Source organism: Nonomuraea sp. NPDC049625 (genome assembly GCF_040675285.1).
In the GTDB taxonomy this organism is placed as follows: domain Bacteria; phylum Actinomycetota; class Actinomycetes; order Streptosporangiales; family Streptosporangiaceae; genus Nonomuraea; species Nonomuraea angiospora_A.
On record NZ_JBFAOQ010000008.1, the window covers coordinates 347,250 to 370,021 of the forward strand.

At 69.4% G+C, this 22,772-nt stretch carries 16 protein-coding genes; 3 read left to right on the forward strand and 13 right to left on the reverse strand.

Features of this window, described 5'->3' with window-relative positions:
- Window position 1: 1 nt before the first annotated feature.
- Window positions 2-832, forward strand: coding sequence for an NAD(P)-dependent oxidoreductase (locus tag AB0J87_RS33615; protein ID WP_363971653.1), 831 nt, complete (start codon window positions 2-4; stop codon window positions 830-832).
- A gap of 579 nt (window positions 833-1,411) precedes the next feature.
- On the opposite strand, the gene AB0J87_RS33620 is transcribed toward AB0J87_RS33615, so the two are convergent.
- The 11 genes from AB0J87_RS33620 to AB0J87_RS33670 form a co-directional block, all read right to left on the reverse strand.
- Window positions 1,412-2,434, reverse strand: a complete 1,023-nt coding sequence (locus AB0J87_RS33620; protein WP_363971655.1) for a LacI family DNA-binding transcriptional regulator — start codon at window positions 2,432-2,434, stop codon at window positions 1,412-1,414.
- Between the two features lie 412 nt (window positions 2,435-2,846).
- Complete coding sequence (locus tag AB0J87_RS33625; RefSeq protein ID WP_363971657.1) at window positions 2,847-4,097, reverse strand: alpha-L-fucosidase; 1,251 nt, start codon at window positions 4,095-4,097, stop codon at window positions 2,847-2,849.
- Window positions 4,090-5,688: a hypothetical protein gene (locus AB0J87_RS33630; RefSeq protein ID WP_363971659.1), complete on the reverse strand. Its 1,599-nt coding sequence runs from the start codon at window positions 5,686-5,688 to the stop codon at window positions 4,090-4,092. The genes AB0J87_RS33625 and AB0J87_RS33630 overlap by 8 nt, the downstream gene beginning before the upstream one ends.
- A gap of 3 nt (window positions 5,689-5,691) precedes the next feature.
- Entirely contained in the window at window positions 5,692-6,552 is an 861-nt protein-coding gene (locus AB0J87_RS33635) for a carbohydrate ABC transporter permease (protein ID WP_363971661.1), read from the reverse strand.
- Window positions 6,553-6,581: 29 nt separating this feature from the next.
- Window positions 6,582-7,511 carry a sugar ABC transporter permease gene (locus tag AB0J87_RS33640; RefSeq protein ID WP_363971663.1) on the reverse strand — a complete coding sequence of 310 codons (930 nt, stop codon included), beginning with the start codon at window positions 7,509-7,511 and terminating at the stop codon, window positions 6,582-6,584.
- Window positions 7,511-8,821, reverse strand: a complete 1,311-nt coding sequence (locus tag AB0J87_RS33645) for a sugar ABC transporter substrate-binding protein (RefSeq protein WP_363971665.1) — start codon at window positions 8,819-8,821, stop codon at window positions 7,511-7,513. The genes AB0J87_RS33640 and AB0J87_RS33645 overlap by 1 nt, the downstream gene beginning before the upstream one ends.
- 338 nt (window positions 8,822-9,159) lie before the next feature.
- Window positions 9,160-9,447, reverse strand: a complete 288-nt coding sequence (locus tag AB0J87_RS33650) for a transposase (RefSeq protein WP_363971667.1) — start codon at window positions 9,445-9,447, stop codon at window positions 9,160-9,162.
- A gap of 131 nt (window positions 9,448-9,578) precedes the next feature.
- The gene (locus tag AB0J87_RS33655) at window positions 9,579-10,079 is read right to left on the reverse strand and encodes a S26 family signal peptidase (protein WP_363971669.1); all 501 of its coding nucleotides are present in this window, start codon (window positions 10,077-10,079) and stop codon (window positions 9,579-9,581) included.
- On the reverse strand, window positions 10,076-11,920 hold the full coding sequence (locus AB0J87_RS33660; RefSeq protein ID WP_363971670.1) for an ABC transporter ATP-binding protein: 1,845 nt from the start codon (window positions 11,918-11,920) through the stop codon (window positions 10,076-10,078). Before AB0J87_RS33660 ends, AB0J87_RS33655 begins: the two co-directional genes overlap by 4 nt.
- Window positions 11,917-12,429, reverse strand: a complete 513-nt coding sequence (locus AB0J87_RS33665) for a hypothetical protein (protein WP_363971672.1) — start codon at window positions 12,427-12,429, stop codon at window positions 11,917-11,919. The genes AB0J87_RS33660 and AB0J87_RS33665 overlap by 4 nt, the downstream gene beginning before the upstream one ends.
- Before the next feature lie 204 nt (window positions 12,430-12,633).
- Window positions 12,634-12,792, reverse strand: a complete 159-nt coding sequence (locus AB0J87_RS33670; protein WP_185067519.1) for a hypothetical protein — start codon at window positions 12,790-12,792, stop codon at window positions 12,634-12,636.
- Window positions 12,793-13,130: 338 nt separating this feature from the next.
- Between AB0J87_RS33670 and AB0J87_RS33675 the strand changes: the two genes are divergently transcribed.
- Complete coding sequence (locus AB0J87_RS33675) at window positions 13,131-13,304, forward strand: hypothetical protein (protein WP_363971675.1); 174 nt, start codon at window positions 13,131-13,133, stop codon at window positions 13,302-13,304.
- Here AB0J87_RS33675 and AB0J87_RS33680 read toward each other — a convergent pair.
- Together AB0J87_RS33680 and AB0J87_RS33685 are read right to left on the reverse strand one after the other, a co-directional pair.
- Entirely contained in the window at window positions 13,283-16,576 is a 3,294-nt protein-coding gene (locus AB0J87_RS33680; RefSeq protein ID WP_363971677.1) for a BTAD domain-containing putative transcriptional regulator, read from the reverse strand. The genes AB0J87_RS33675 and AB0J87_RS33680 overlap by 22 nt on opposite strands.
- A 562-nt stretch (window positions 16,577-17,138) precedes the next feature.
- Window positions 17,139-18,722 carry an ABC-F family ATP-binding cassette domain-containing protein gene (locus tag AB0J87_RS33685; protein WP_363971679.1) on the reverse strand — a complete coding sequence of 528 codons (1,584 nt, stop codon included), beginning with the start codon at window positions 18,720-18,722 and terminating at the stop codon, window positions 17,139-17,141.
- Between the two features lie 807 nt (window positions 18,723-19,529).
- Between AB0J87_RS33685 and AB0J87_RS33690 the strand changes: the two genes are divergently transcribed.
- Window positions 19,530-22,655 (forward strand): amidohydrolase family protein, encoded by a 3,126-nt coding sequence (locus AB0J87_RS33690; protein WP_363971681.1) that lies wholly within the window; start codon window positions 19,530-19,532, stop codon window positions 22,653-22,655.
- Window positions 22,656-22,772 lie beyond the last annotated feature (117 nt).

Sequence of the window (22,772 nt, forward strand, 5' to 3'; positions counted from 1 at the left end):
CATGAAGCGTGTCCTGGTCACCGGCGCTGCCGGCCGTATCGGCCGGGCCGTCCTCGACCTGCTCGGGCAGCAGGGGATCACGGCCAACGCCCTCGTGCTGGAAGATCCGGGAGATCTGAGGGCCGAGCTGGTCGTCGCGGGATCCGCGACGGACTCGCACGCCGTACGGAAGGCCCTCAAGGGGGCGGACGCCGTGATCCATCTCGCGGCGATCCCCACCCCCGAACGGCATCCGGCCGAGGAGGTCTTCGCCACCAACACCCGGGCCACCTTCACCGTGCTGGAACAGGCGGGCCGGGCCGGGATCAGGCAGGTGTGCACGGCCAGCAGCACGGCGATCTCGGGCCTTCCTTTCGCCGCGCGCACCCTCCACCCGCGATACGTCCCGGTGGACGAGGAGCAGCCGTCCCTTTCCGAGGATCCCTACGCGCTGTCCAAGCAGGTCGACGAGCTGACCGCCCGGATGATGTCGCGACGCCACCGCATGTCGGTGACCGCCCTGCGCCTGCCGTATGTCGGCGGCTTCGGCGAGCGCCTCCTCGACTTCGCAGGGAGGTGCGAGCTGGACCCCGGCCTGCACGCGGCCGGACTGTGGGCCTACCTCGAAACCCGGGACGCGGCCCGGGCGTGCCTGCTCGGCCTCGCCGTCGGCGGCTGCCACGTCATCACCGTGGCGGCCCCGGAAACCCTCGTCTCCCACCCCACCGAGGATCTGCTCCGCCGTTTCCATCCCACGACCGAGATCCGCCGTCCGCTGCCGGGCCGCACGGTCCCCCTGAACCTGGCCAGGGCGACCGGCGTCCTGGGCTTCAGCGCGGAATTTCACGTGTGACGGTGACCTGTGCGCAGATGGCCAGCGTGGGCCACCGTTGTGCTCTTCCGGGCCGACAGGGCGCGGGCGTCTTCGCGGGCGCGTCGGAGGTCAAGGTCCCACAACCTGACCGTTCCGTCGACACCGGCGCCGGCCGGCATCGCTTCGCGGGGGTGGAATGCGATGCCGACGGGCCACGCTGTGGGCTTCGCGGGTGAAGCGGGCGAGGGTCCGAAAGGCCAGGCTCCGTACGGCAATGGTGTGGATCCCGAGGAGCCGGTAGCCGACCGTGGGAGTCCCCGGCGGCGATGACGTTTCCGCTGCGGCTGACGGCCAGCTCGCAGACGCCGTTCCGGCCGGCCCCGGCCGGTGTGGGCTTCAGGAGCGCTTTCCGTGGCCGCCGAGTGACGGGGTCCCACAGGCGCAGGCTGCCGTCCCAGCTCGCGGTGGCCAGGACGCTGCCTCGGGGCGTCGCCGACCACGCGATATACCCCGTCGGTGTGGCCTTCGAAGGGTCCCTCGTGTTCCACATGCGCTCAGGACATGGACGTGGTGGCCGAGTTCGACCGGGCCATGGCGCACCTGGAGGCCGGGCTGCCTCTATGAGCCCGGCCTCCGGGCGGTGCTCTCGCGGACGATCAGCCGGGTCGCCAGCTCGACCCGCAGCGTCTCCGGCTGCTCGCCGTTGATGAGCTGGACGAGCAGCCTGACGGCCATGCCGGCCATGTTCTCCAGCGGCTGCCGAACGGTGGTCAGCGGCGGGGCGATCCACTGGGCGAACGGCAGGTCGTCGAAACCCACCACGCTGACGTCCTCAGGCACCCTCAGGCCGCACTCCTTCGCCGCCCGGTACGTGCCCAGCGCCTGAAGGTCGTTGCCCGCGAACACGGCCGTCGGCCGGTCGGGCAGCCTCAGCAGCTCCAGGGACAGCCGGTAGGCGGGCTCGTGGGAGTAGTCTCCGTGCCGGATCAGCTCGGGGGCGGGCTCGATCCCGGCCTGATCGAGTGCCGCGCGGTAGCCGTCCAGCCGCACCCGCGAGGTCAGCCGCCCCGCCGGGCCGGTGATCATCGCGATCCGCCGATGACCCAGCTCGATCAGGTGCCGCGTGGCCGAGAAGCCGCCCTGCCAGCTCGTCGAGCCGACCGCTGGGGTGTCCGGGCTCTCGTCCTCCGACGGCTGCACCACGACGAACGGGATGCCCATGCGTCCCAGCTCGCGTTCCTGCTCGGCGGAGAGCTCGGAGACGACCAGGATCGCGCCGAGCGAGCCCCGGTTGCCGAGCGCGTCGAGCCAGTGCCAGCTCAGCTTGCTCCGCCGGTGCACGGCCGACACGACCAGGCCCATGCCCTCGGCCTGCGCGGCCTCCTCGGCGCCGCGGATCAGCTCGATGGCCCAGGGGTTGTCCAGCTCGTTGATGACGAACTCGATCAGGCCGCCGGAGTGCTCGCCGTGGCCGGTCAGCGTGTAGCCGTGCTGGCCGAGCAGCCGCTGGATCCGGCCGCGGGTCTTGGGGGAGACATCGGACCTGCCGTGAAGAACTTTCGACACCGTCGAAGGTGAGACCCCCGCCTGGACGGCGATGTCCGCCATGGTGCTGCGGCGGGGGACGGTCACGTCGTCCACTTCAAGCCCTCCACTGGAACGCCTTCCCGATCAGAAATCTGCCTGCCCGCCGGACCCTTGACGACCTCCGACGCTCGTTTCGCAACGCTTCGTAACCTCTCGGGAACGGGAATGCGCAGTGCACCAGCCGCCGGACCGCACCCGTCACACGTACGACGCCGGCACCGGCGAGTGCGACATCAAGGTCGCGGCCGGCGCCCACGCCGTCCGCGTGATGCAGGTTTTCGGCGGCTCCGCCTGGGCCACGGTGTTCATGAGGCCGGCCATGAACACCGACGCCCTACGGGCCGATCTTCAACACGCACCTGCGGCTGAACATGGTGCACGAGAACGGCCGCGCCGGCATGGCGAGCAGGAACGACGTCCGCATCAAGAACAGCCAAAAGTCCTCATCGGAGGCTCGCCGGGAACCTCAGAGGAACAGCTCGATCACGGGGACGGCGACGTCCGGCGGCTCCACGGGCAGTTCCAGGGTCAGCGTGTCCTCGGGGATCGCGATCGAGTGCACGTGCCCGTTGTCGTACGCCGGGTCCGGCTCCCAGGTGCGGATCTCGGACCCGTCGTTCAGCAGTTGCGCGTACCGTACCTTGCCCGCCAGCCCCGGCAGGTGCAGGTGCCGGAACGGCCACGAGAAGACGTGCACGTACAGCCGGTCGCCGCGCTGCGTGTAACGGCAGTCCGCGGGCGCCTCGAACTCGCTGACTCCCGCCCCGTAGATCGACCGGCTGTGCGACCGCATCCAGTCGCCCATCTCGCGCAGCGTCTCCAGCGCCCGCGGCTCGAACTCGCCGCGGCCATTCGGTCCCACGTTGAGCAGCAGGTTGCCGTCCTTGGACACCGAGTCGACCAGCATCTTGATCAGCATGTCCGGTGACTTCCAGGTGTGGTTGTCCCGGTAGTAGCCCCAGCTCCCGTTGAGGGTCTGGCACGCCTCCCAGACCGCCCCGATGGGGCCGGTCGGCTGGTATGCCTCGGGTGTGGTGAAGTCGCCCGGCAGTTCCAGCCGGTCGTTGAGCAGGATGTCCGGCTGGAGGCCGCGGATCTTCTCGATGAGCTCCGCCGAGCGCCACTCGGCCTTGCCCTTGCCGCCGTACACCGGCTTGCCCTGCCTGATCCGCTTGCTGTAGGAGAAGTCGAACCACAGCGTGTCGATGGGGCCGTACCGGGTCAGCAGTTCCTCGACCTGACCGTGCAGGTAGTCGGCATATTTCGTGACATCGCGTTCGGGGAGGTTCCCGCCCTCGACGTACGCGGGGTGCAGCCCGTCGATGGGGAAGTCCGGGTGATGCCAGTCCAGCAGCGAGTAGTAGAAGCCGACGCCCAGCCCCCTCCTCCGGAACGCCTCCACGAACGGCCCGATCAGATCCTTGCCGTACGGCGTGCCGCTGACGCAGTAGTCGGTCAGCTCGGAGTCCCACAGGCAGAACCCGTCATGGTGCTTGGCGGTCAGCACCGTGTACCGCATCCCGGCCCGGTCGGCCGCCTCCGCCCAGGCCTCCGGGTCGTACAGGTCGGGGTCGAAGTGCTCGAAATAGCGCTGGTAATGCTCGTCGGAGAGCCGCTCGCGCTGCTTGACCCATTCGTGCCGGGCGGCCAGCGCGTACAACCCCCAATGGACGAACAACCCGAAACGCCGCTCCCTGAAGGTGTCGGTCCTAGACATGGCGGAAACCTCTTTCGTGGAGTTGGGCCGCGTACAGCGACGGGATCTGCAGGTCGGCCTCGCCGACGCCCTCGACGTGGCCGATCGGCTGCGCGAACGGACCGTTGGCGTTCACCACGGCGTTCCTCGCGCCGACGACGTAGTTCTGTGCGGTGGGCGGCTTCTGCACGACGATCTGGGTCCCGGACATGTCGCACCCCCAGGCCACGGAATGGGCCGCCGACCAGCCGTGCGACGTACCCCACCAGCCCCGGTTGTACAGGCCGAGCGTCAGCGTGCGATGCGGGTTGACCTCGCGGTGGCCGTCGAAGAGCAGGCCCGTGTTCCAGCGCCGATGACCCTCGCTGGTGTTGTAGGTCTCCTCGGAGGTCCCGCGCAGGAAGACGATCCCCGAGTTCGAGGCGGCGCCGTTGCAGATGAACGCGTGCCTGGCCTTCGTGGCGTGGCAGTCCTTGAAGAGCACGAGCTGGGCGAACGGATGGGCACAGAAGTTGTAGCGGTTCCCGCCCGCGGAGGTCGCGCCGGTCGGCTCCAGCGCGCGGCAGTTGTCGACCGTGACCCGGGTGGCTTCCCACGCCTCCATCCCGACCTGCCAGAACCGCAGTGCCGTGCAGTCGCGGATCCAGGCGTCCTCGGCGCGGAAGGCGCGGATGGCGTTCTGCACCGCCGACTTGTCCACGAACGGGTCGCCGGTGAACTCGACGTCCACCCGCAGCCGCTCGACGCCTACCTGGGTGACCACGCCGGCCCGGTCGGTCTTGTAGAGGTACGACTGAGACAACGACCGGTCCAGGTGGTTGTAGACCGGCGCGTCGACGGTCACCTGATTGCCCCGGATGTCGGTGATGTAGCGGTTGTAGAGGATGGGCTCCTCATCCACGTTCCACGGCCGGCCGGTGTCGTGCCCGCCGTAGCCGATGGCCTTCAGCCACCCCTCCGAGCAGGGGTGGAAGATGATGACGTTGTCGCCGGGCCGCAGCCCGCGGGCGTCGGCGACCTCGAACGAACGCTCCCCCACCTGGACGAAGCCGGAGACGATATCGGTACGGGTGCCCGGCACCTCGCCCCGCCAGGCCGACCAGTTCACCGGCCCCTCGCCACCCGCGACGATCACGGTGCGGTTCGCCGCTCCCGCCGCGGTGGCCATGATGACCGAGTTCTCCGCCGGATCCTCGCCGTCTCCCGAACCACGCAACACGGTCCTGCTGGAGCGCACGTAGATCGTCCCGGACACCAGGTAGCGGCCCGGCAGGAGCAGCAGCGCCCCGCGCCGGTGCTCAGGCAGCGCCGCGATCTCGTCCAGCGCGGCCTGGATGTGGGCGGTGTTGTCGCCCTCGATCGGCCTGATCGTCTTGACCACGGGCAGGCGCGGGAGCGGCCGCTCACCGTTGCGGTAACCGGCGTGGCTGAAGTCGGGGACGCGGTTGCGCTCGGCGTCCTCAGCGTAGACGAGCCTGCCGTGCCTGCGGTACACGAGCGTCGAGCGCCAGGAGCCGGCCTCTGCGTGGGCGGACGGCGCCCCGGCCATGCCGGTCAGCGCGAGTGCGCCGCCTGCCGCCAGCAGGGTGCGGCGGCTGAGATCGTGAGTCATGAGCTATCCCTTCACAGCCCCGGCCACCAGGCCGGACAGGAACGTACGTTGGAAGGCCAGATAGACGATCAAACTGGGCAACATGGCGACGAGCGCCCCGGCGAGCAGCGGGCCGGGCCCGATCTCCGGATTGGTGCGCAACATCGACAACCCCACCCCGATCGGGTAGTTGTCCGGGGTCTCGGCCACGATCAGCGGCAGCAGGTACTGGTCCCAGACCATGTTGAAGCCGAAGATCGTGATCACGCCGAGCGCCGGACGGCACAACGGCAGGATGACCTGCAGGAAGATACGCAGCTCACCGGCGCCGTCAACGCGGGCGGCCTCCTCCAGTTCGGCCGGGATCTCCTTCATGAACTCACTGATCACGAAGATCGAGAACCCCCACGCGCCCAGCGGCACGATCATGCCCAGCAGCGACCCCCTGAGCGAGACGCCCAGCAGCGGCAGATCGTTCAGCACCAGCGACAGCGGGATCGCGATGACCTCGTCGGAGATCATCATCGTGGCCAGGATGGCCACCAGCACGAACGCCTGCCCGCGAAACCTCTTCCGAGCCAGCGCGTACCCGGCGAAAACGCTCACCGTCACCTGCAGCAGCAGCCCGCCACCGGTGATGAACAGCGAGTTCATGAAGAACCGCCACAGACCCTGATCAGCCGCCACCTGGAAGTTCACCAGCGTGGGGTTCGACGGGAACAACGACATCCGGCTGGGGTCGTTGCTCCGGTCGAACGCCCCCGTGAAGATCGCCAGCAGCGGCCCGCAGAAGACGACGAGCACGACGGCGTAGATGAGGATCCGGGCCGCGGACGCCAGAGGGTGCTGGCGCCCCCAGGCCCAGCCGAGCGTGGTGTCAAACATCGAGCTCCCTCACCTGGGCGAGCGTGGTCTCAGACATTGAGCTCCTTCCGCCTGCGGTAGAGCGTGACCGCGGCCGTGAGCAGCAGCGTCGCCACGAACAGCACCACCGAGGCGGCGGTGGCGAAGCCCATGTCGCCCGTACGGAAGCCGGTGGCGAAGATCCGCGTCATGATCACGTCGGTGGCGCCCGCCGGACCGCCGCCGGTGAGCACGTAGATCTCGGTGAACACGCGCAGGCTGCGGACGCAGGCCAGGATGATGAGGATCGTCACGACCGGCCGGAGCGCGGGGATCGTGACGTACCTGATCCGCTGCAGCAGGCCCGCGCCGTCGATCGCGGCCGCCTGGTAGAGCTGCCGGTCGATCCCCGCCAGCCCGGCCAGGATGATCATCATGTCGTACGGCGCGCCCTTCCAGATCCCGACCAGGATCACCCACCCCAGAGCGCCGTTCGGGTCGTCCAGGAACTTCTGGGTGTCACTGCCGAACCAGCCGAGCAGGGTGTTGAGCATGCCCTCCTCGCCGGGGAAGTACAGCAACCGCCACACTTCCGCCACCACCGCGGTCGCCGTGACCACCGGCAGGAAGGCCGCCGTACGGACGAACCACAACGTCCTGGCCTTGCCCTCCAGCAGCAGCGCGAGCACGAACCCGAGGAGGATCGAGCCGCCGGTCTGGCCGACCGCGTACACCAGGGTGTGGGCGGTGGCGTCGCGGAAGGCCTCCTCGGCGAAGACCCGGCGATAGTTCTCCAGCCCCAGCCACTCATTGCCGAGGAACGGCTGCACCTTGAAGAAGCTCAGCCACATGCCCTCGGCCATCGGGATGTACTTGAAGTAGAGGAAGAGGATCAGCGCGGGCGCCAGGAAGAGCCACGGCACCAGGGCCGCGTTCCGCCTGCGCGCTGTTCCGGTCCGGCTCGCCGGGGCGACGGCGGCGCGCTCCGTGGTGAGCGTCATCAGCCGACCTTCTGTGTGGCCAGCTCGGTCTTGAAGCCCCCGGCCAGCTCGGTCAGCGCCGCCTGCACGTCGGTGCCGCAGTCGGCGAAGACCTTGTTGAGCGTCTCGGCCGACTTCTGCCGGAACGGCTGCCAGTTCGGCACGTTCGGGAAGTACTTGCCGTCCTTCTCGTAGATCTCCTTGATGGCCGTCCAACGGTCGTCCTGGCGTTCGGTGAACACGTCCACGCTCTTGTTCACGGGCAGCTTGACGATCGCACCGTCGGAGTTGCCCGCCATGCCGATCTTCTGCGCCTCAGGCGTAATGAGGTACTCCGCCAGCTTCTTCTGCTGGTCCTGGAGCTTGGAGCCGGCCATCAGGTAGACGTTCTCGCCCTCGGCCATCGAGGTCGCCCCAGCCGGGCCGGCCGGCGAGGGGATCACCTCGTACTTGTCCTTGCCCAGGCTCTTGTCGAACCGGCCGAACATGTACGGGCCGGTCAGGTAGATGCCGGCCTTGCCGGTCTCGAAGAACGGGTGGGCGTCCTTGGTGACCAGGGTGAGCGCGCCGGGGATGACGAGCTTGTCCTTGCAGAAGAGGTTCTGCAGCCACTTGACGGCTTCGACGGACTTCGGCTGGTCGATGGCAGGCGTGAACTTGCCGCCCGACTCGGTCAGGAACTCCCCGCCGGCCTGCCAGATGTAGGTGGAGGCCCACCAGGACGCGTACCCGCGCTCGGTGGAGGCCGGGACGACCATCCCGTACGTGTCGGCCTTGCCGTTGCCGTCCGGGTCCTTCTCCTGGAACGCCTTGGCCAGGGCGACCAGGTCCTCCCACGTCTTCGGGACCTCGGCGCCGACCTTCTCCCGCCAGTCCTTCCTGATGAGCGTGGCGACGGTCTGCACGGTGTACGGCACCGCGTAGTACTTGCCGTCGTACCCCTTGGCCTGCTCCCACGCGCGTTCGTGCAGCTCGCCCTGGCCCGCGATCTGGTTACGGTCCACCGGGCCGATCAGCCCTTGGCTGACGTTCGTCCCGAGCATGCCTGAGTCGTTGATGATGATGTCGGGCAGGTTGCGCGCGGCGACGGCCTCCTGCACTTTGCCGTCCCAGTTGTCGAGGACCGGCACGTACTTGGTCTTGATGCCGGTCTTGGCGGTGAACGCGGCCAGCACCTTCTTGGTCACCTCGGCGGACGCGGGCGAGGCCCGGTTCCAGACCTCGAGCAGATCGTCGTCGGCGGCCGATGAGGAACCTCCGCAGGCTGACGTCGAGGCGATGAGACCGGTGGTCAGTGCGAGGGTGGCGAGCGAACGGCGGGGGGAGGGCATACGGCACTCCATACCTCAAGCGAAGGGAGTTGCGAAAGCTTTCGCAACTTCGAGATGCCCGGTAACGTAGAGGAAACATCGGATGTAGGTCAAGATCTGGCGGCTCTGGATGGTGGTGAACCACATGCGCGCGGGACGGAGGTCGGATGTATTTCGCGCCGAAGGCCCGGCTACGCCGCCGCCCGCCGCCCGCCGGCCGCCCGCCCGCGTCACCGTGCGCATCGGCGCCGGCCGCCCGGGGGTCGCCTGCCGCGCCCAACGGCGCCGGCTCACCGCTTACCGGTGCCTGGCCTCGAAGCGGCGCCACCGTGTGCCGTCATGCCCAGCCGCACCTGCCATCACCAGGCGCGGCTGGTATCAGGGCGCGCATCACGCGGGCCCCGTACACCTACATGCCGGATAGCCCCGGTCTGCTCCACCACGGTGCGAACGGTCTGGAAGATCCGGTCCGGGTCCGACGAGCGGGCCAGCCGACGCCGGAAATACGTCAGCAGCGACGAATCGAAGCCCTGGTCATACAGCCCGAGCCCGCAGGCGGCCTTCCACCGCAGATCGAACCGCAGCGCCGCAACGGCCTTCTCATCCGACAGGCCGTGCAGCGCTTGCAGCATCACCACCGTCGCCAACAGGCCCGGCCGGAACCCTCCGACAGCCCATCATGACCTGAGTCTGAATCCCCGATCCCAGTCTGGCCAGACCAGCAAGATCTTCAGGACCCTCCTAGGGCTGACCACTTCCCGCGCCGTGACCGAGGCGGTCAGGGCGGTGCCAGGCGGCGCACCATCACGCCGACGAACTCGTCGCCTCGCACGAAACCGAAGTCCCGGGAGTCCCAGCTGGCGTCCGGATTGTCGCCCAGCACGACCAGGGCATGCCGGGGCACGACGGTCTCGGGCGCGTCGCGAAACGCTGGAAAGCCCTGTCTCGGTACGGGGTCTCCGGGAACCGCGACTGCCCGCTTTACGAGCAACCGCCAACCGGGATGATCCGGCTTCTCCGGCAACTCGTCCTCGCCACCCGGTTCCAGACCCGGCGGCAGCCCATCGATGGGCGGTGGGTCCTCGATCCGGACGACCACGATCTGACCCGCGTGGACCAGCTTCGTCCTGCGGACGAGCAGCGTGTCCCCGGAGCGCAGGGTGGGTTCCATGCTCGGCCCGTCGACGGTGGCGACCAGGTAGCGTCGGCGGATCCACCACAGCGAGGCTCCCAGCGCCAGCACGCCGCCTGCCAAAAGGAACAGCCTGCTCCAGGTCATCGCGACTCCTGATATCCCGCGGCTTGGAGCCGGAACAGGCGGGCGTAGTGGCCGTCCGCGGAGAGCAGTGCCTCGTGCGGCCCCAACTCGGCGATCCGCCCATCGTGGAGTACGGCGATGAGGTCGGCATCCCGAACGGCGCTGAGCCGGTGGGAGATCAGCAGGCTCGTACGACCCTGCCGGTACTCCCGAATACGGGTGTGGACCTCGTGCTCGGCCTCCGGGTCGAGGCCGGAGCTGGGCTCGTCGAGGATCATCAGATCCCTGCCATCGCGGACAAGGGCCCTGGCCAGTGCCAGACGCTGCCACTGCCCGCCCGAAAGCACCACCCCCGTTTCCGGATCGCCCTTGTCCGCCTCGGAGAAGAACATGCGCGTGAGCAGCGTGTCGTAGCCGCGCGGCAGCCCCGAGAGCGTGTCGTGCACTCCTGCGCGGACGGCTGCCGCTCTGATTCGGGCCGGCTCGTCCAGAGCGGACAGGTCGCCGAGCCCGATGTTCTCGGCGGCGGACATGTCGAAGTTCATGTGGTCCTGGAACACGGCGCTGATCCGCTCGCGGAGCGCGGGAGGCGGGATGTCCCGCAGATCCACGCCGTCCCACAGGATCTGGCCGCGCGTCGGATCGTACATCCTGCACAGAAGCTTGATGAGGGTGCTCTTGCCCGCGCCGTTCAACCCGACGAGGGCGGCCGAACGGCCGTGTGGAATCGCCAGATCGACGCCGCGCAGCACCCACGGATGATCGTCGTCGTAGCGGAACCAGACGTCTCGCAGCTCCAGGCCCCGGCGCAGCACGGGAGCCGTCCCCTCCGACACGCTCGGCAGATCAGGCTCGGCCCTGGTCACCGCGACGTAATGAGAGAAGGTGAGGAGCTGCTGGTGGAAGGACGCGATCGAGGAGACCAGCGTGTCCAGCGCGGCCTGCACACCACCGACGGCCGCGACGAACATGGCGACGTCGCCGACGCTGAGTGAGCCCTGACGGGCGGCCATGATCGCCCACCACAGCCCGGCGCCCGCGACGGCCGCGCTCAGTACCGTCAGTCCGCCCTGAGTGAGCAGTTCCCGGCGGTCCATCCGGCTCTCGGCGGCGTCGGCCTCGCGCCGCTCGGTCATCATCCGTGCGCGAAGGAACGCGCCGATGCCGAACAGCCGGATCTCCACGGCGGCCTGCACGCCGGTGAGCAGCCGGCTGTAGAAGAACTCGCGGCGGTGGATCTGCTCGGTGTCCCACTGCATGGCGGCCCGTCTGCGCGACAGGAGTAGTTCGGCGACAAGCGCCGGGATGGCGGCCAGCAGCACCAGCGCGGTCATGACGGGGCTGAGGATCAGCAGGGACCCCACGAACCCGATGAGGGACAAGACGCCGTGCAGGCTTCCACACAATCCGCTGACGAGATCGGCCGTGATCCCGGCGCCCTCTTGCGCCAGGCGCAGCCGGTCGAGGAACACCGGATCCTCGAAACGCCGGAGACCGACCTGCCGCTCGGCCGCCGCGAAGAGCCGGTCGGTCGCGACGGCTCCCGCACGGCGGCCGGTCTGAGCGCGCAGGTAGCGGCTGACCCCCGGAAGCGCGGCGGCGGACAGCCCCGCCGCCGCGAGCCCGAGCGCGAGCCCCGCGACCGCGCCTTCGGAGGTGGCCAGCCGGTCGATGACCGATTTGGTCAGCCATGCGGTGACAATCGGGGCCGCCGCCCCAGCGAACGTCACGAAGACATAGCCGGTCACCCCTCCTGAGGCTGACCGCCAGGTCAGAGACACGGCCTCCACCGCGGCCGAGACCAGTTCCCGCAGTCCAACCGGGCTGCGCGCCCCGGGCACCCCGATCTGGCCGCCGCTCATGCCGGCGACACGACGGGGAGGTCCTCCAGGCGACCGCCTGCGGCGACGACGCGATGATCGGAGCCGAGAAGGTAGACCGCCGGCGTCCATGTGTTCTGGAACGCGCCGGCCACCGGGCCGTCGAAGTCCTCCTCGAGCACCCGGGCCACCGGCGTGAGTGCTGCCACCATTTCGGCGTCGTCCCCGGCGACCACCGCCAGCACGTTCTGCCGTCCGAGGGCGCGGGCGTGCGTCACGAACTGGGGAAGGAGCTTGTGGCAGGGTTCGCATCCGGCGGAGAAGAACCCGACCAGCCCGGCGATCGAGTCGTGGGACACCGGTTCGCCGTCGACGGTGACGGCGGCGAACTCTCCGATGGTTGAGCCGGGACCCAGCACGAGCGGAGGCCCGGCATGCTGGACATTCTTCTCGCTCAGCTGTCGTATCCGGCGGACGAGGCCCAGGGTGAGCAGCAGGTTCAACACGCACAGCACGCCGATGAGAACGACAGCGGCGGTCAGGTAGGGCATCAGGGGTTCCTCACGAAGAGATCGACGATGTCGTCGAAGGGCGCGATCAGGTTCGCCCGGATCTGTCCCGTGGCGGCTGCAGCGGCCGTCCCATCGAGCGCTGGCGAGCCACCGGGCACCAGCAGGCCAAGCGAGGCGATCCGCGCGCCTCAACCGGTGCGCGGGCGGCGGCCGGCCGCCGCCCGCGGTGCTATGCCGACCGCGTCAGCAGGTGCCGACCCTGACCGTCTGGCACCCCTGGTCGAGGCAGCAAGAACGGAGGTACTTGACCCCGTCCTTGCAGTAGTAGGTGTTGGTGCAGGCGGCTTCCACGGTCACCTTGTGGGCGACGCGTGCAAGCAGACGATCTACGAGACCCATCATGATGTCTCCCTCTCCAGCCCTGCGGCCGAAACGATGATGATCACGATGATCTGGTCTTCCGAATTACGGCGCAACGGTCGAAATTAAATTCCCACCCAACGATAAGAGGGGCCAGGTTTCTGATATTTCAGACACAAAGCAATGTTCTTTGCATGGCCCGAAAAGGGCGTCCATGCGGATCGGGAGCATGATCGGGGGGACGTTCCACGACGATGGACGGGACCTTGTGCCTGCCGATAATTGCATCCGTCCAGGTCATGCCTCTGTGAGGGCTTCGAGTGGCGTACGCGAGCTTCTCCTCCCAGGATAGGGAGGCCGGTGCGGCATGATGATCGGCCATGCTCCTTCGCCTGGCCTACCTGACCGTAACGAACGCCTTCGCCGCGCTGTGGTTGCCGCCGATGGGCGATCGGGACAAGGACGTCGAGATCCTTGCCGTGCGCCACCAGATCAGCGTTCTTGAACGACAGCCCGGCGCGATGAGGCCGTTTCAGAGGGCCTCGGGCGCTTGACCCAGCAGTGCCGCGGACGTGGACCGCTCCGGTGCGCCGATGTCCGTGAACAAGGCATGGGCCCGTCCCCAAAGGCGTCGGGACTCCTCGCGCTCCGTGCCTTTCACGACATGGCCGAGTGTCATCAGGGCGCGGGCGTAGTCCAGCCGCTGTCCGGATCGCCGCGCCTCCTGCAGGGCCTGCTCGCACGCCTCGACGCACTGCTCCACGTCACCCACCGCCAGGTGGATGGCGGCGAGCAGGCCGTGCAGCCGCGGCACGTTCAGCAGATTGGACGTAAGCGCCAGCGTCAGCGACCGGTCCGCCTCGTCCCACGCTGTCGCGTACCTGCCTTGGCGGTAATGGAACTCCGCGCGGCCGAGCAACACCTCGTCCAGGTCGATGCCCGTGTGCTGGGCGAGGTCCAGCGCGGCGTCGAGGCGGGTGAGCGCGCTGTCCGCGCTGTCCGCGTTGCCGAGCTCCAGCTCCGCTCCCGCCATGCCGGTCAGCGAGGCGATCTGGCACCGCCGATTCCCGACTTCCCCGGCGATGGCCAGGCTCCGGCCGAAGACGTCGATCGCCCGCTCGTAGTGGCCGGCGTCGCGGTGCACCAAGCCGAACGTCTCGTACGTCACCGCCTCGGCGTACCTCAACCCGTCGGCCTCGGCCAGGGCCAGCGCTTCCTCCAGGGATTCCAGCGCCTCGGGGAACCGGGCCTGCCTCTTGCGCACCAGAGCCAGATTGACCAGTGTCAGCGTCTGGAGATGCCGGTCGCCGGACTCCCTGGTCAAGGGAAGGGAAGCCCGCAGGCATTCCTCGGCGCGATCCAGCCGCGCGAGGATGAGGTAGGCCGAGGCCAGGTTGTTCAGCCCGCCCGCCTCGCCGCGCACCGACCCGAGCGCGTGATGGATCTCCACCGACCGCCGATAACGCGGGATGGCCTGGTGCGGCTCACCCTGCTGTTTCAGCACCACGCCGCAGCCTTGGAGCGCCCTGGCCTTGCCCAGCGGCCAGCCCGCCCGGCGCGACAGCGCCAGCGCGCGCTCGTAGTGATCCATGGCGTCCTTGAGGTCGGCCATGCGCCATCGGGCGAGTCCGAGCGAATGGTGCATCGCCGCCTGCCCTCTGAAGTTCCGCTCGTCCTCGGCGGCGGCCAGCGCGATCTGCGCGAGACGCAGCCACTCCCCACGGGTCCGCCGGTGGTGCAGGATGTCCGTCAGGACCTCGACCAGCAACCACGCGTACGACCGCGGCCCGTGCGCGGCGGCGTACGACACGGCGGCCACGAGGTTGTCCCACTCGGTGTCGAGCCAGTCGAGGGCGTCGGCCGCGGCGTCGAAGGTCGTCGGCGTGGCCTCCGGCTGAGCCCCGTCGTAGGCGAGCTCCGCGACTTCGAAGGTCGTCGGCGTGGCCTCCGGCTGAGCCCCGTCGTAGGCGAGCTCCGCGACTTCGAAGCCGGCCGCCGCGGTGGCGCCGATGACCGTGGTCAGGTAGTAGTCGAGCAGCCGCTGGACGGCGGCCCGCCGCTCGCTCGCGGCGTCCTCGGCGAGGCTGCGCTGTGCGGCGTACTCCAGCACCAGGTCATGGGCGGCGAAACGGTGCGGCCCCGTTTCCTTGATCAGGTGGATCCGCACCACCGTGGCGAGCAGGTCCTCCGCGCGCTCGCGGCTGGTCCTCGTCAGGGCGGCCGCCGCCGCAGGAGAGATACCGCTCCCCCGCGCCAGTCCGAGCAGGCGGAACATCCGCTGCGCCGCCGGCGGCAACGCGTTGTGCGACAGGTCGAGGGCCGCCTGGACGGCCACGCTCTCGTCGCCCTCCACACGCAACCTCACCAGCCGCCCCCGGTCCGCGAGCTGGTGGACGTAATGGCCGATCATCCGGTGCCCGTGGTCGCCGATCCAGGACACGGCTATGGACAGCGCCAGCGGCAGCCGGCCGCAGAGCGCCACGAGCTCTTCGGCGGCGTCCGGCTCCCGCAGCAGGCAGTCCTCGCCGATGCCGTGGGCGAGCAGTTGGTGCGCCTCCTCGTGGTCCAGCACGTCCAGTGTGAGGCGCTCGATCCCGTCCATGGCCACCAGGCCGCCCAGCCGGTTGCGGCTCGTGATGACGGCCCGGCATCCGGGGTCCGCGGGCAGCAACGCGCGTACCTGCTCCGGGTCGGCCACGTCGTCCAAGACCACCAGCACCCGCCGTCCCGCCAGAAGCGAGCGGTAGAGCGCGATCTGAGCGTCCAGCTCGACCGGTATGTCCTTCACCGCCGCGCCGAGCCCCTGCAACAGCAGCTGCAGCGCCTCGGGGAGAGACATCGGCTCCCGCTGGTCGAAGCCCCGCAGGTCGAGGAACAACTGCCCGTCGGGGAAGCGATCGCTCGCGCGGTGTGCCCACCGGATCGCCAGCGCGCTCTTCCCCACGCCGGCGGGACCGACCACGAGCGTCACCCGGCCGGCCTCCATGCGCCGCAGCTCCGCGGAACGGCCCACGAAGCGGCTGGTGACGGGCGGCAGCTGGCGCGGCACGGGCGCCCGCCTGACCGTCTCGGCCGTCGGCTCCTGCTCCTCGAGCAGGCGCTGGTGAAGCCGCTGCAGCTCTCCGCTCGGTTCCACCCCGACCTCGTGTACGAGCCTCGTCCGGAAGTCCCGGTAGGCCTCCAGCGCGTCGGGGAGCCGGCCGTCGTCGCGCAGTGCCCGCATGAGCAGCGCGTGGGGCCGCTCACGGAGCGGCTGTTCGGCGACGAGCCGCGTCAGGCCGGCGATGGCCGCCCGGCTTCGCCCCATCCCGAGCAGCGCGGCGGCGTGGCCCTCGGCCGCCTCGCATCTGAGCTCCTCGAGCCGGTGCCGCTCGGCCTGGGCGACCGGGTCGGCCAGATCGGCGAAGGGGTCGCCGCGCCACAGCGCGAGAGCCTGATCGTACAGATCCAGCGCGGCCTGGTGCCGGTCGTCCCCGGCCGCGTGCCGTGCGTTCTCCACCAGCGAGGCGAACTCCTCGGCGTCCACCGCGGCCGCTTTGGCGGGGATCATGTATCCCGGGCTCCGGGTGAGGACGACGTCGCGTCCGTGGGGGCTGAGCGCCCGGCGGAGCTCCGCGATCAGCGCGCGCAGCCGTGCCGGGGCGGAGGGCGGCAGATCGTCGCCCCAGAGGCGGTCGGCCAGCCGTTCCACGGACACCACACCGCCGGTGTCCAGGAGCAGGGCCGACAGCAGCGCCCGCTGCCTGCCGGTCAGGTGGACGGGCCGGCCCTCGACGATGATCTCCAGAGGACCGAGGAGGAGGAATCGGACACCGGACAAGATCACGAGTTCGAGGCTAGTCCACCCCTCCGACAGCGGCAATTTGCTTCCGTGCGAGATCCATGCACACAGCTGCCATTGTGTTGCCAAAACCCATCTCCGATGAGGCCACAACTCAAAGGCATCTCCTGAGAGCGGGTCGGGGATGAGCTGCGGCTGGTCTATGACCCCTGCGACCAGCTGCTCCTGACCGACCCCGACGGGATCGTGGAAAACCTCGTGGGCGGGCTCATCGACTGGTGACGCCGGCCACCCTGCCGGCGCTTGGACGGCCCAGCAGGCCCGTAACCTGCTCACGGACCTCGGCGAGCGGCTCGACTCCTTCCGCTTCCTCATCCGCGATCGAGATGCCACGTACATCAGCATCTTCGCGGGCGCGGGCATGACGGTGGCCAAGACCCCGCCGCGCACACCGTCCTGCCGCCGGAGGGGCGGATCGAACGTCGGAAGGTGCCCTGCGGATTGACGGCAACCGCCGCCCCGGCCGGTCGTGTACCGGCGGGACGGCGCCTTCACAGCCGAGGTGCCCAGGATGGCGATCGAAACCGTGACCGAGGAGCCGGCGTGATCAGGCCAGGGCGATCAAATCGGCGTAGCCGTCGTTCCACAGGTCTTCGACCCCGTCGGGCAGCAGCAGCACCCGGTCCGGCCGAAGCGCTGCGACGGCCTCCTGGTCGTGCGTGACCATCACCACGGCACCCCGGTACGCGGCCACTGCCGCCAGCACTTCGGCCTTGGAGGCCGGGTCGAGGTTGTTGGTCGGCTCGTCCAGCAGCAGCACGTTGGCCTGGGAGCTGACCAGCCCGGCCAGCGCCAGCCGGGTCTTCTCCCCGCCCGACAGCACCCGGACGGGCTTGTCCACGTCGTCGCCGCTGAACAAGAACGACCCCAGCACCGTCCGGGCCTCGCCGTCGCTCAGGTGCGGGGCGGCGCCGGCCAGGTGCCGCCCGACCGTGTGCGCCGGGTCGAGCGTGTCGTGCTCCTGGGCGAAGTAGCCCAGCCGCAGCCCGTGCCCGTGCACGACCCGTCCCGAGTCGGGCCGCTCGTACCCGGCCAGCAGCCTGAGCAGCGTGGTCTTGCCCGCGCCGTTGAGCCCCAGGACCACGAGCCGGCTGCCCCGGTCGACGGCCAGGTCCACCCCCGCCAGCACCGGCCGCCCGCCGTACGACTTGGCCAGGCTGATCGCGCCGAGCGGCGTGCGGCCGCTCGGCGCGGGCTCGGGCAGCCGGATGCGGGCGACCTTCTCGGCGACGCGGGGCGGGGGAGTCTCGGCGAGCATGCGTTCCGCGCGCCGGGCCATGTCCCTGGCCCGGGTCGCGGTGGCCACGTTGGAGCGCATGCGGCCGGCCTGGGCTTGAAGCGCTGCGGCCTTGCGCTCGGCGGTGAACCGCAGGCGCGTCCTGCGACGGTCGTCGGCCTCGCGGTCGGCGAGGTAAGCGTGCCAGCCGGTGTTGCGCGCCTCCAGTGCGCCGTGCTCAACGTGCCAGACGCGGTTGACCACGTCGGCCAGCAGCCCGGTGTCATGGGTGATGAGGACCAGGCCTCCGGAATGGCCGGCCAGGAAAGAGCGCAGCCAGGCTATGGAGTCGCCGTCGAGATGGTTCGTCGGCTCGTCGAGCAGCAGGACGCCGGGCTCGGCGAACAGCACCCGGGCCAGCTCCACGCGGCGGCGCTGCCCGCCTGACAGGTCGCCCACCGGCCGGTTCAGCACCCGGTCGGGCAGGCCGAGCCCGGCGGCGACGCGGGCGGCCTCACCCTCAGCCGCATACCCGCCGCGGGCCTGGAACTCGGCCTCAACCCGGACGTAGCGGGCCATGGCCCGCTCGTCGCCGTGCTCGGCCAGGGCGGCCCCGGCGGCCCGCAGGTCGCGGACCGCCTGGTCGAGGCCGCGAACGGACAGGACGCGGTCGAGGACGGTGACGGCCGGGTCGGCGGCGGCCGGGTCCTGCGGCAGGTAGCCGACGGGGCCGGTGCGGACGATCTCGCCGGCCGCAGGCGGGAGCGCTCCGGCAAGGGTCTTCATGAGGGTCGTTTTGCCGGCGCCGTTACGGCCGACCAGGCCGACGCGGTCGCCGGGGGCGACGTGGGCGGTGACGCCGGACAGCAGGAGGTGGGCGCCCGCACGTACGTCGACGCCACGTAGGGTGAGCATAGGACTACACTCCGGATTTGCTAGAGGACACACGGGTGGCGTGGAAGCGGGTGTCCTGGCTAGGAAATTCGGGGCGTAGACATGAGGCCGAGTGTAGGGACAGGCCGTGATGGTCCGCCATCCATTTACCGGCCGTCCGTTCCCTCAATGGGGTAGCGATCTTTGGTCGCAAGGTCGACCATCACGAACCGTCATCACCTGCTGGCGAACCCATGCAGCGCGGGCATCTGCCTGAAAATACGCGGCAACCTCACCCGCATCGAACGTCCGGAACCCTCGGCTCAGGACCTGACCACGCAGGAGCGGACACGCCGACGACGGGAGTCGCCTACCGCCGGGTGGTTGACCATTCAGCGCGGTGTGTGCGCCGTGATGGTTGCAGCAGTGGCGGTCGTCGATCCAAGGTGCGCAGCCCGATCGAGTTCAGCCCGGCCGTCCGGTCCGACGCAGACCCACGACGCGATCCCGTCCCACCCGCCCCTCTTGACCAATTCTGTTGACCGACGTATGTACATTCCTATGCACATACTTTAGTCAAGCAGGTCCCACTGCCCTCAATGAGCACATCAGCCCGCCTCTGCTCGATGAGTTGGCGGGTGGTGGCGATGATCAACTGGACGAACGCCAGGCAGATAACGCGTTTCGCCTCGGACCATGAACAGCGCGTCATCACGTTCAGCCGTTCACTGACGCCTTCTCCGAAGGAGGGTGTCAGCTCGATGGCTGTCTGACCATGTGTGAATAGTGGAGTGAAAAGCCCCGATGTCTCACTCACCGGTTCCCCCCAGCGCCTCCACCTCCGGATCGATGTCACGCCCGTCCCGCCGGGCCGTCCTGGCAGGTGGCGGTGCCGTCCTCGCCACCGTGCTCGCCCCGGCCTCACCGGCGAGGGCCGGCGTAGCGGGGGACACCGGTAAGACATCCGTCGCCTCCGGCACCGACTTCGGCGTCGCGCCCTCGCCCGACGGCCGCCTGCTCGCCCTCGACCTGCTCGGTGTTCTGTGGGTCTGCTCCGCCTCCGGGGGCACCGCCCGCAGGCTCACCAGCGATCTGTACGACGTCGCCCAGCCCGACTGGTCCCCGGACGGATCCACCATCGTGTTCCAGTCGTACCGCGACGGTGTCTTCAACCTGTGGACGATCCGGCCCGACGGGTCCGCGATCACGCAGTTGACCACCGGCCCGTTCGATCATCGAGAGCCCCGCTACAGCCCGGACGGGCGCACCATCGCCTACTCCTCCGATGCGGGGGGCAGCTACGGGATCCACCTGCTCGACGTCGCCACCGGAGCGAGCCGCGTCCTGACCGACAGCTCCGCCGAGGAGTACGAGCCGGCCTGGTCACCCGACGGGAGCAAGGTCGCGTTCGTCGTGGCCGACACCAGGATCGACGTCATCGAGGTCGCCACCGGAACGCGCAGCACCGTGGTCACGGTGCCCGCCGGTCAGGTCATTCACCAGCCGTCCTGGCTGCCGAACGGCACCGACCTCGCCTACCACCTCTTCCACTCGGGCGCCAATGATCTGGCCGGCACGGCGGGCGCCCTCGTCACCGGCGAGGAGGTGTTCCCGTTCCGTGCCCGGTTCGCCCCGGACGGACGCTATTACTACACCTCCGCGGGCACCATCAAGGTCCGCCGCCTCAACTCCGCGTCCGTCGGCACCATCGGCTTCACCGCCGCGCTGACGACGACGACGCCGAAGTACAAGAAGAGGGTCCGCGTATTCGACGAGCCCGGGTCGTTCCCCGTCGTCGGAATCGGCAGCCCGGCCGTGTCCCCGGACGGGTCCGCCGTCGCCTTCCGCGCGCTCAACGACATCTATCTGATGCGCATCGGCGGCACGCCGGAACCGCTTTTCCGTGACCGCTGGTGGAAAGCCGACCCGGATTTCTCCCCGGACGGGCGGCAACTGGCGTTCGTCACCGACCGTACCGGCACCCTCAATGTCTGGATCCGCGACCTGAACACCGGCGCCGACCGGCAGGTGACCCATCTGACCGACTCCGCCGCCCTGTCGGTCCGGTGGTCGCCCGACGGGAGGGAGATCGCCTACCTGGACCAGGACGGCGCCCTGTGGGTCGTGGAAGTCGCCACCGGAGACATCCAGAAGGTCTTCGACGCCACCTTCGAACCAGGCCGCCCGACCTGGTCACCCGACGGCAGAACCCTTGCGCTGGCCGCGGTGGTGCCGTACTCACGACGCTACCGTGAGGGACTGTCCAAAATCCTGCTCGTCGACCGGGCCACGGGTGCCGGCACGTACATCGACCCCGCGCCGCACCGATCCCTGCAGACGCGTGGTGACGACGGCCCCGTCTGGTCCCCTGACGGCACCATGCTCGCCTTCGCCATGGAATCGCTCCTGTGGGTCCTGCCCGTCGACAGGACCGGACGGCCCACCGGCAGCGCCCGTCAGGTCACCCGGGAGGTCACCGACGCCCCCGTCTGGGCAGGCGACTCGGCCACCCTCCTCTACCTGAACGAGGGACGTCTCAAGAGTGTGCGCCTCGACGGCAAGCCCGCCCGGTCGATTCCGATGCGGCTGACCTGGCGCAACGACACCGGCCCCGATCAGGTCGTCATTCACGCCGGCCGCATGTGGGACGGCGTCTCGGGCAGCGTCGTCCGTGACGTCGACATCATCGTACGAGGCCAGCGCATCACCGCGGTCGAGCCGCACCGGGACGGAAGGCCCGGCACCCGGATCGACGCCCGCGACAGGTTCGTCATGCCCGGCCTGATCGACATCCACCATCACCGTGAAATGCAGGGCTACGCGTACGGATCGCGGCAGGGTCCGCTGTGGCTCGCCCTGGGCGTCACCACGACGCGCTCACCTGGCTCACCTGCGTACCACATGGTCGAGGAGCGCGAGTCGGTGCAGTCCGGCGCCCGGCTCGCACCGCGCTACCTGGGCACCGGCGAGGCCATCGACGGGGCGCGCATCTACTACAACTTCATGCGCCCGACGTACTCCCACGACCAACTGCGGCTCGAACTGCAGCGGGCCGCCGCCCTCGACTACGACATGATGAAGTGCTACGTGCGGCTGCCGGTCGCCTGGCACAGGGAGGTCATCGACTGGGCCCACCGCCAGGGCAAGCCGGTCAGCTCGCATTACCACTACCCGGCGATCGCCATGGGCGGCGACCAGACCGAGCACGTCGGCGCCACCAACCGGTTCGGCTACTCACGCACCGTCACGAATGTCGGCTCCGCCTACTCGGACGTCATCTCCATGTTCAACGCCTCGAAGATGGCCAGAACCCCCACCCTGTTCAACTCCTCGACCCTCTACAGGGAGGACACCTCGCTGGTCACCGACGAACGGGTTCGCCGGCTCTACCCGAACTGGCGGATGGCGCAGCTCCGGGCGACGGTCACCACGGCGCAGACCGCCGACCCGACGGCGGTCCAGGTGGTCCGGACGAACCTCGCCAACCAGGTCGCGCAGCTCACGGCGATGATCCGCGGCGGCGGCGTGGTCACCGCCGGCACCGACGCGCCGATCGATCACCTCGGGATCAGCCTGCACATGAACCTGCGCGCCATGGTCAAGTACGGCCTGACCCCGCGCGAAACTCTCACCGCCGCGACCAGCACGTCCGGGGCCTACCTCGGCCTCCCGCTGGGCAGGATCGCCAAGGGCATGTACGCCGACCTGGCCATCATCGACGGAGACCCGCTGTCCCGCATCGAGGACGCCGCCAACGTCACCGCCGTCGTCGTCGGCGGGAGACACCACACCGTCGAGCAGCTTCTCGCGCCTTACCCGTCCTCCACCACCACCGGCCAGGCGACACCTGCGGCCTCCGCACCTGCCGGCAAGGTCAAGGATCGCGTCCCCGTCCACCAGAGCACGGCGAGCCACTGGTGGAACGACCCCGCCCAGCTCGAGGGAGCCCGAACTGCCTGCTGCGACGATCACTGAGCACGAGTTCCCGTGTAACAGGGGTGCGAACGTCGACCGGATGAACGGCCTGGCCAAGCTCGTTCGACGCGGTCTCCTGGGCGGCCTCGTCCATCGCGCCGATCTCGGTGGACGCAC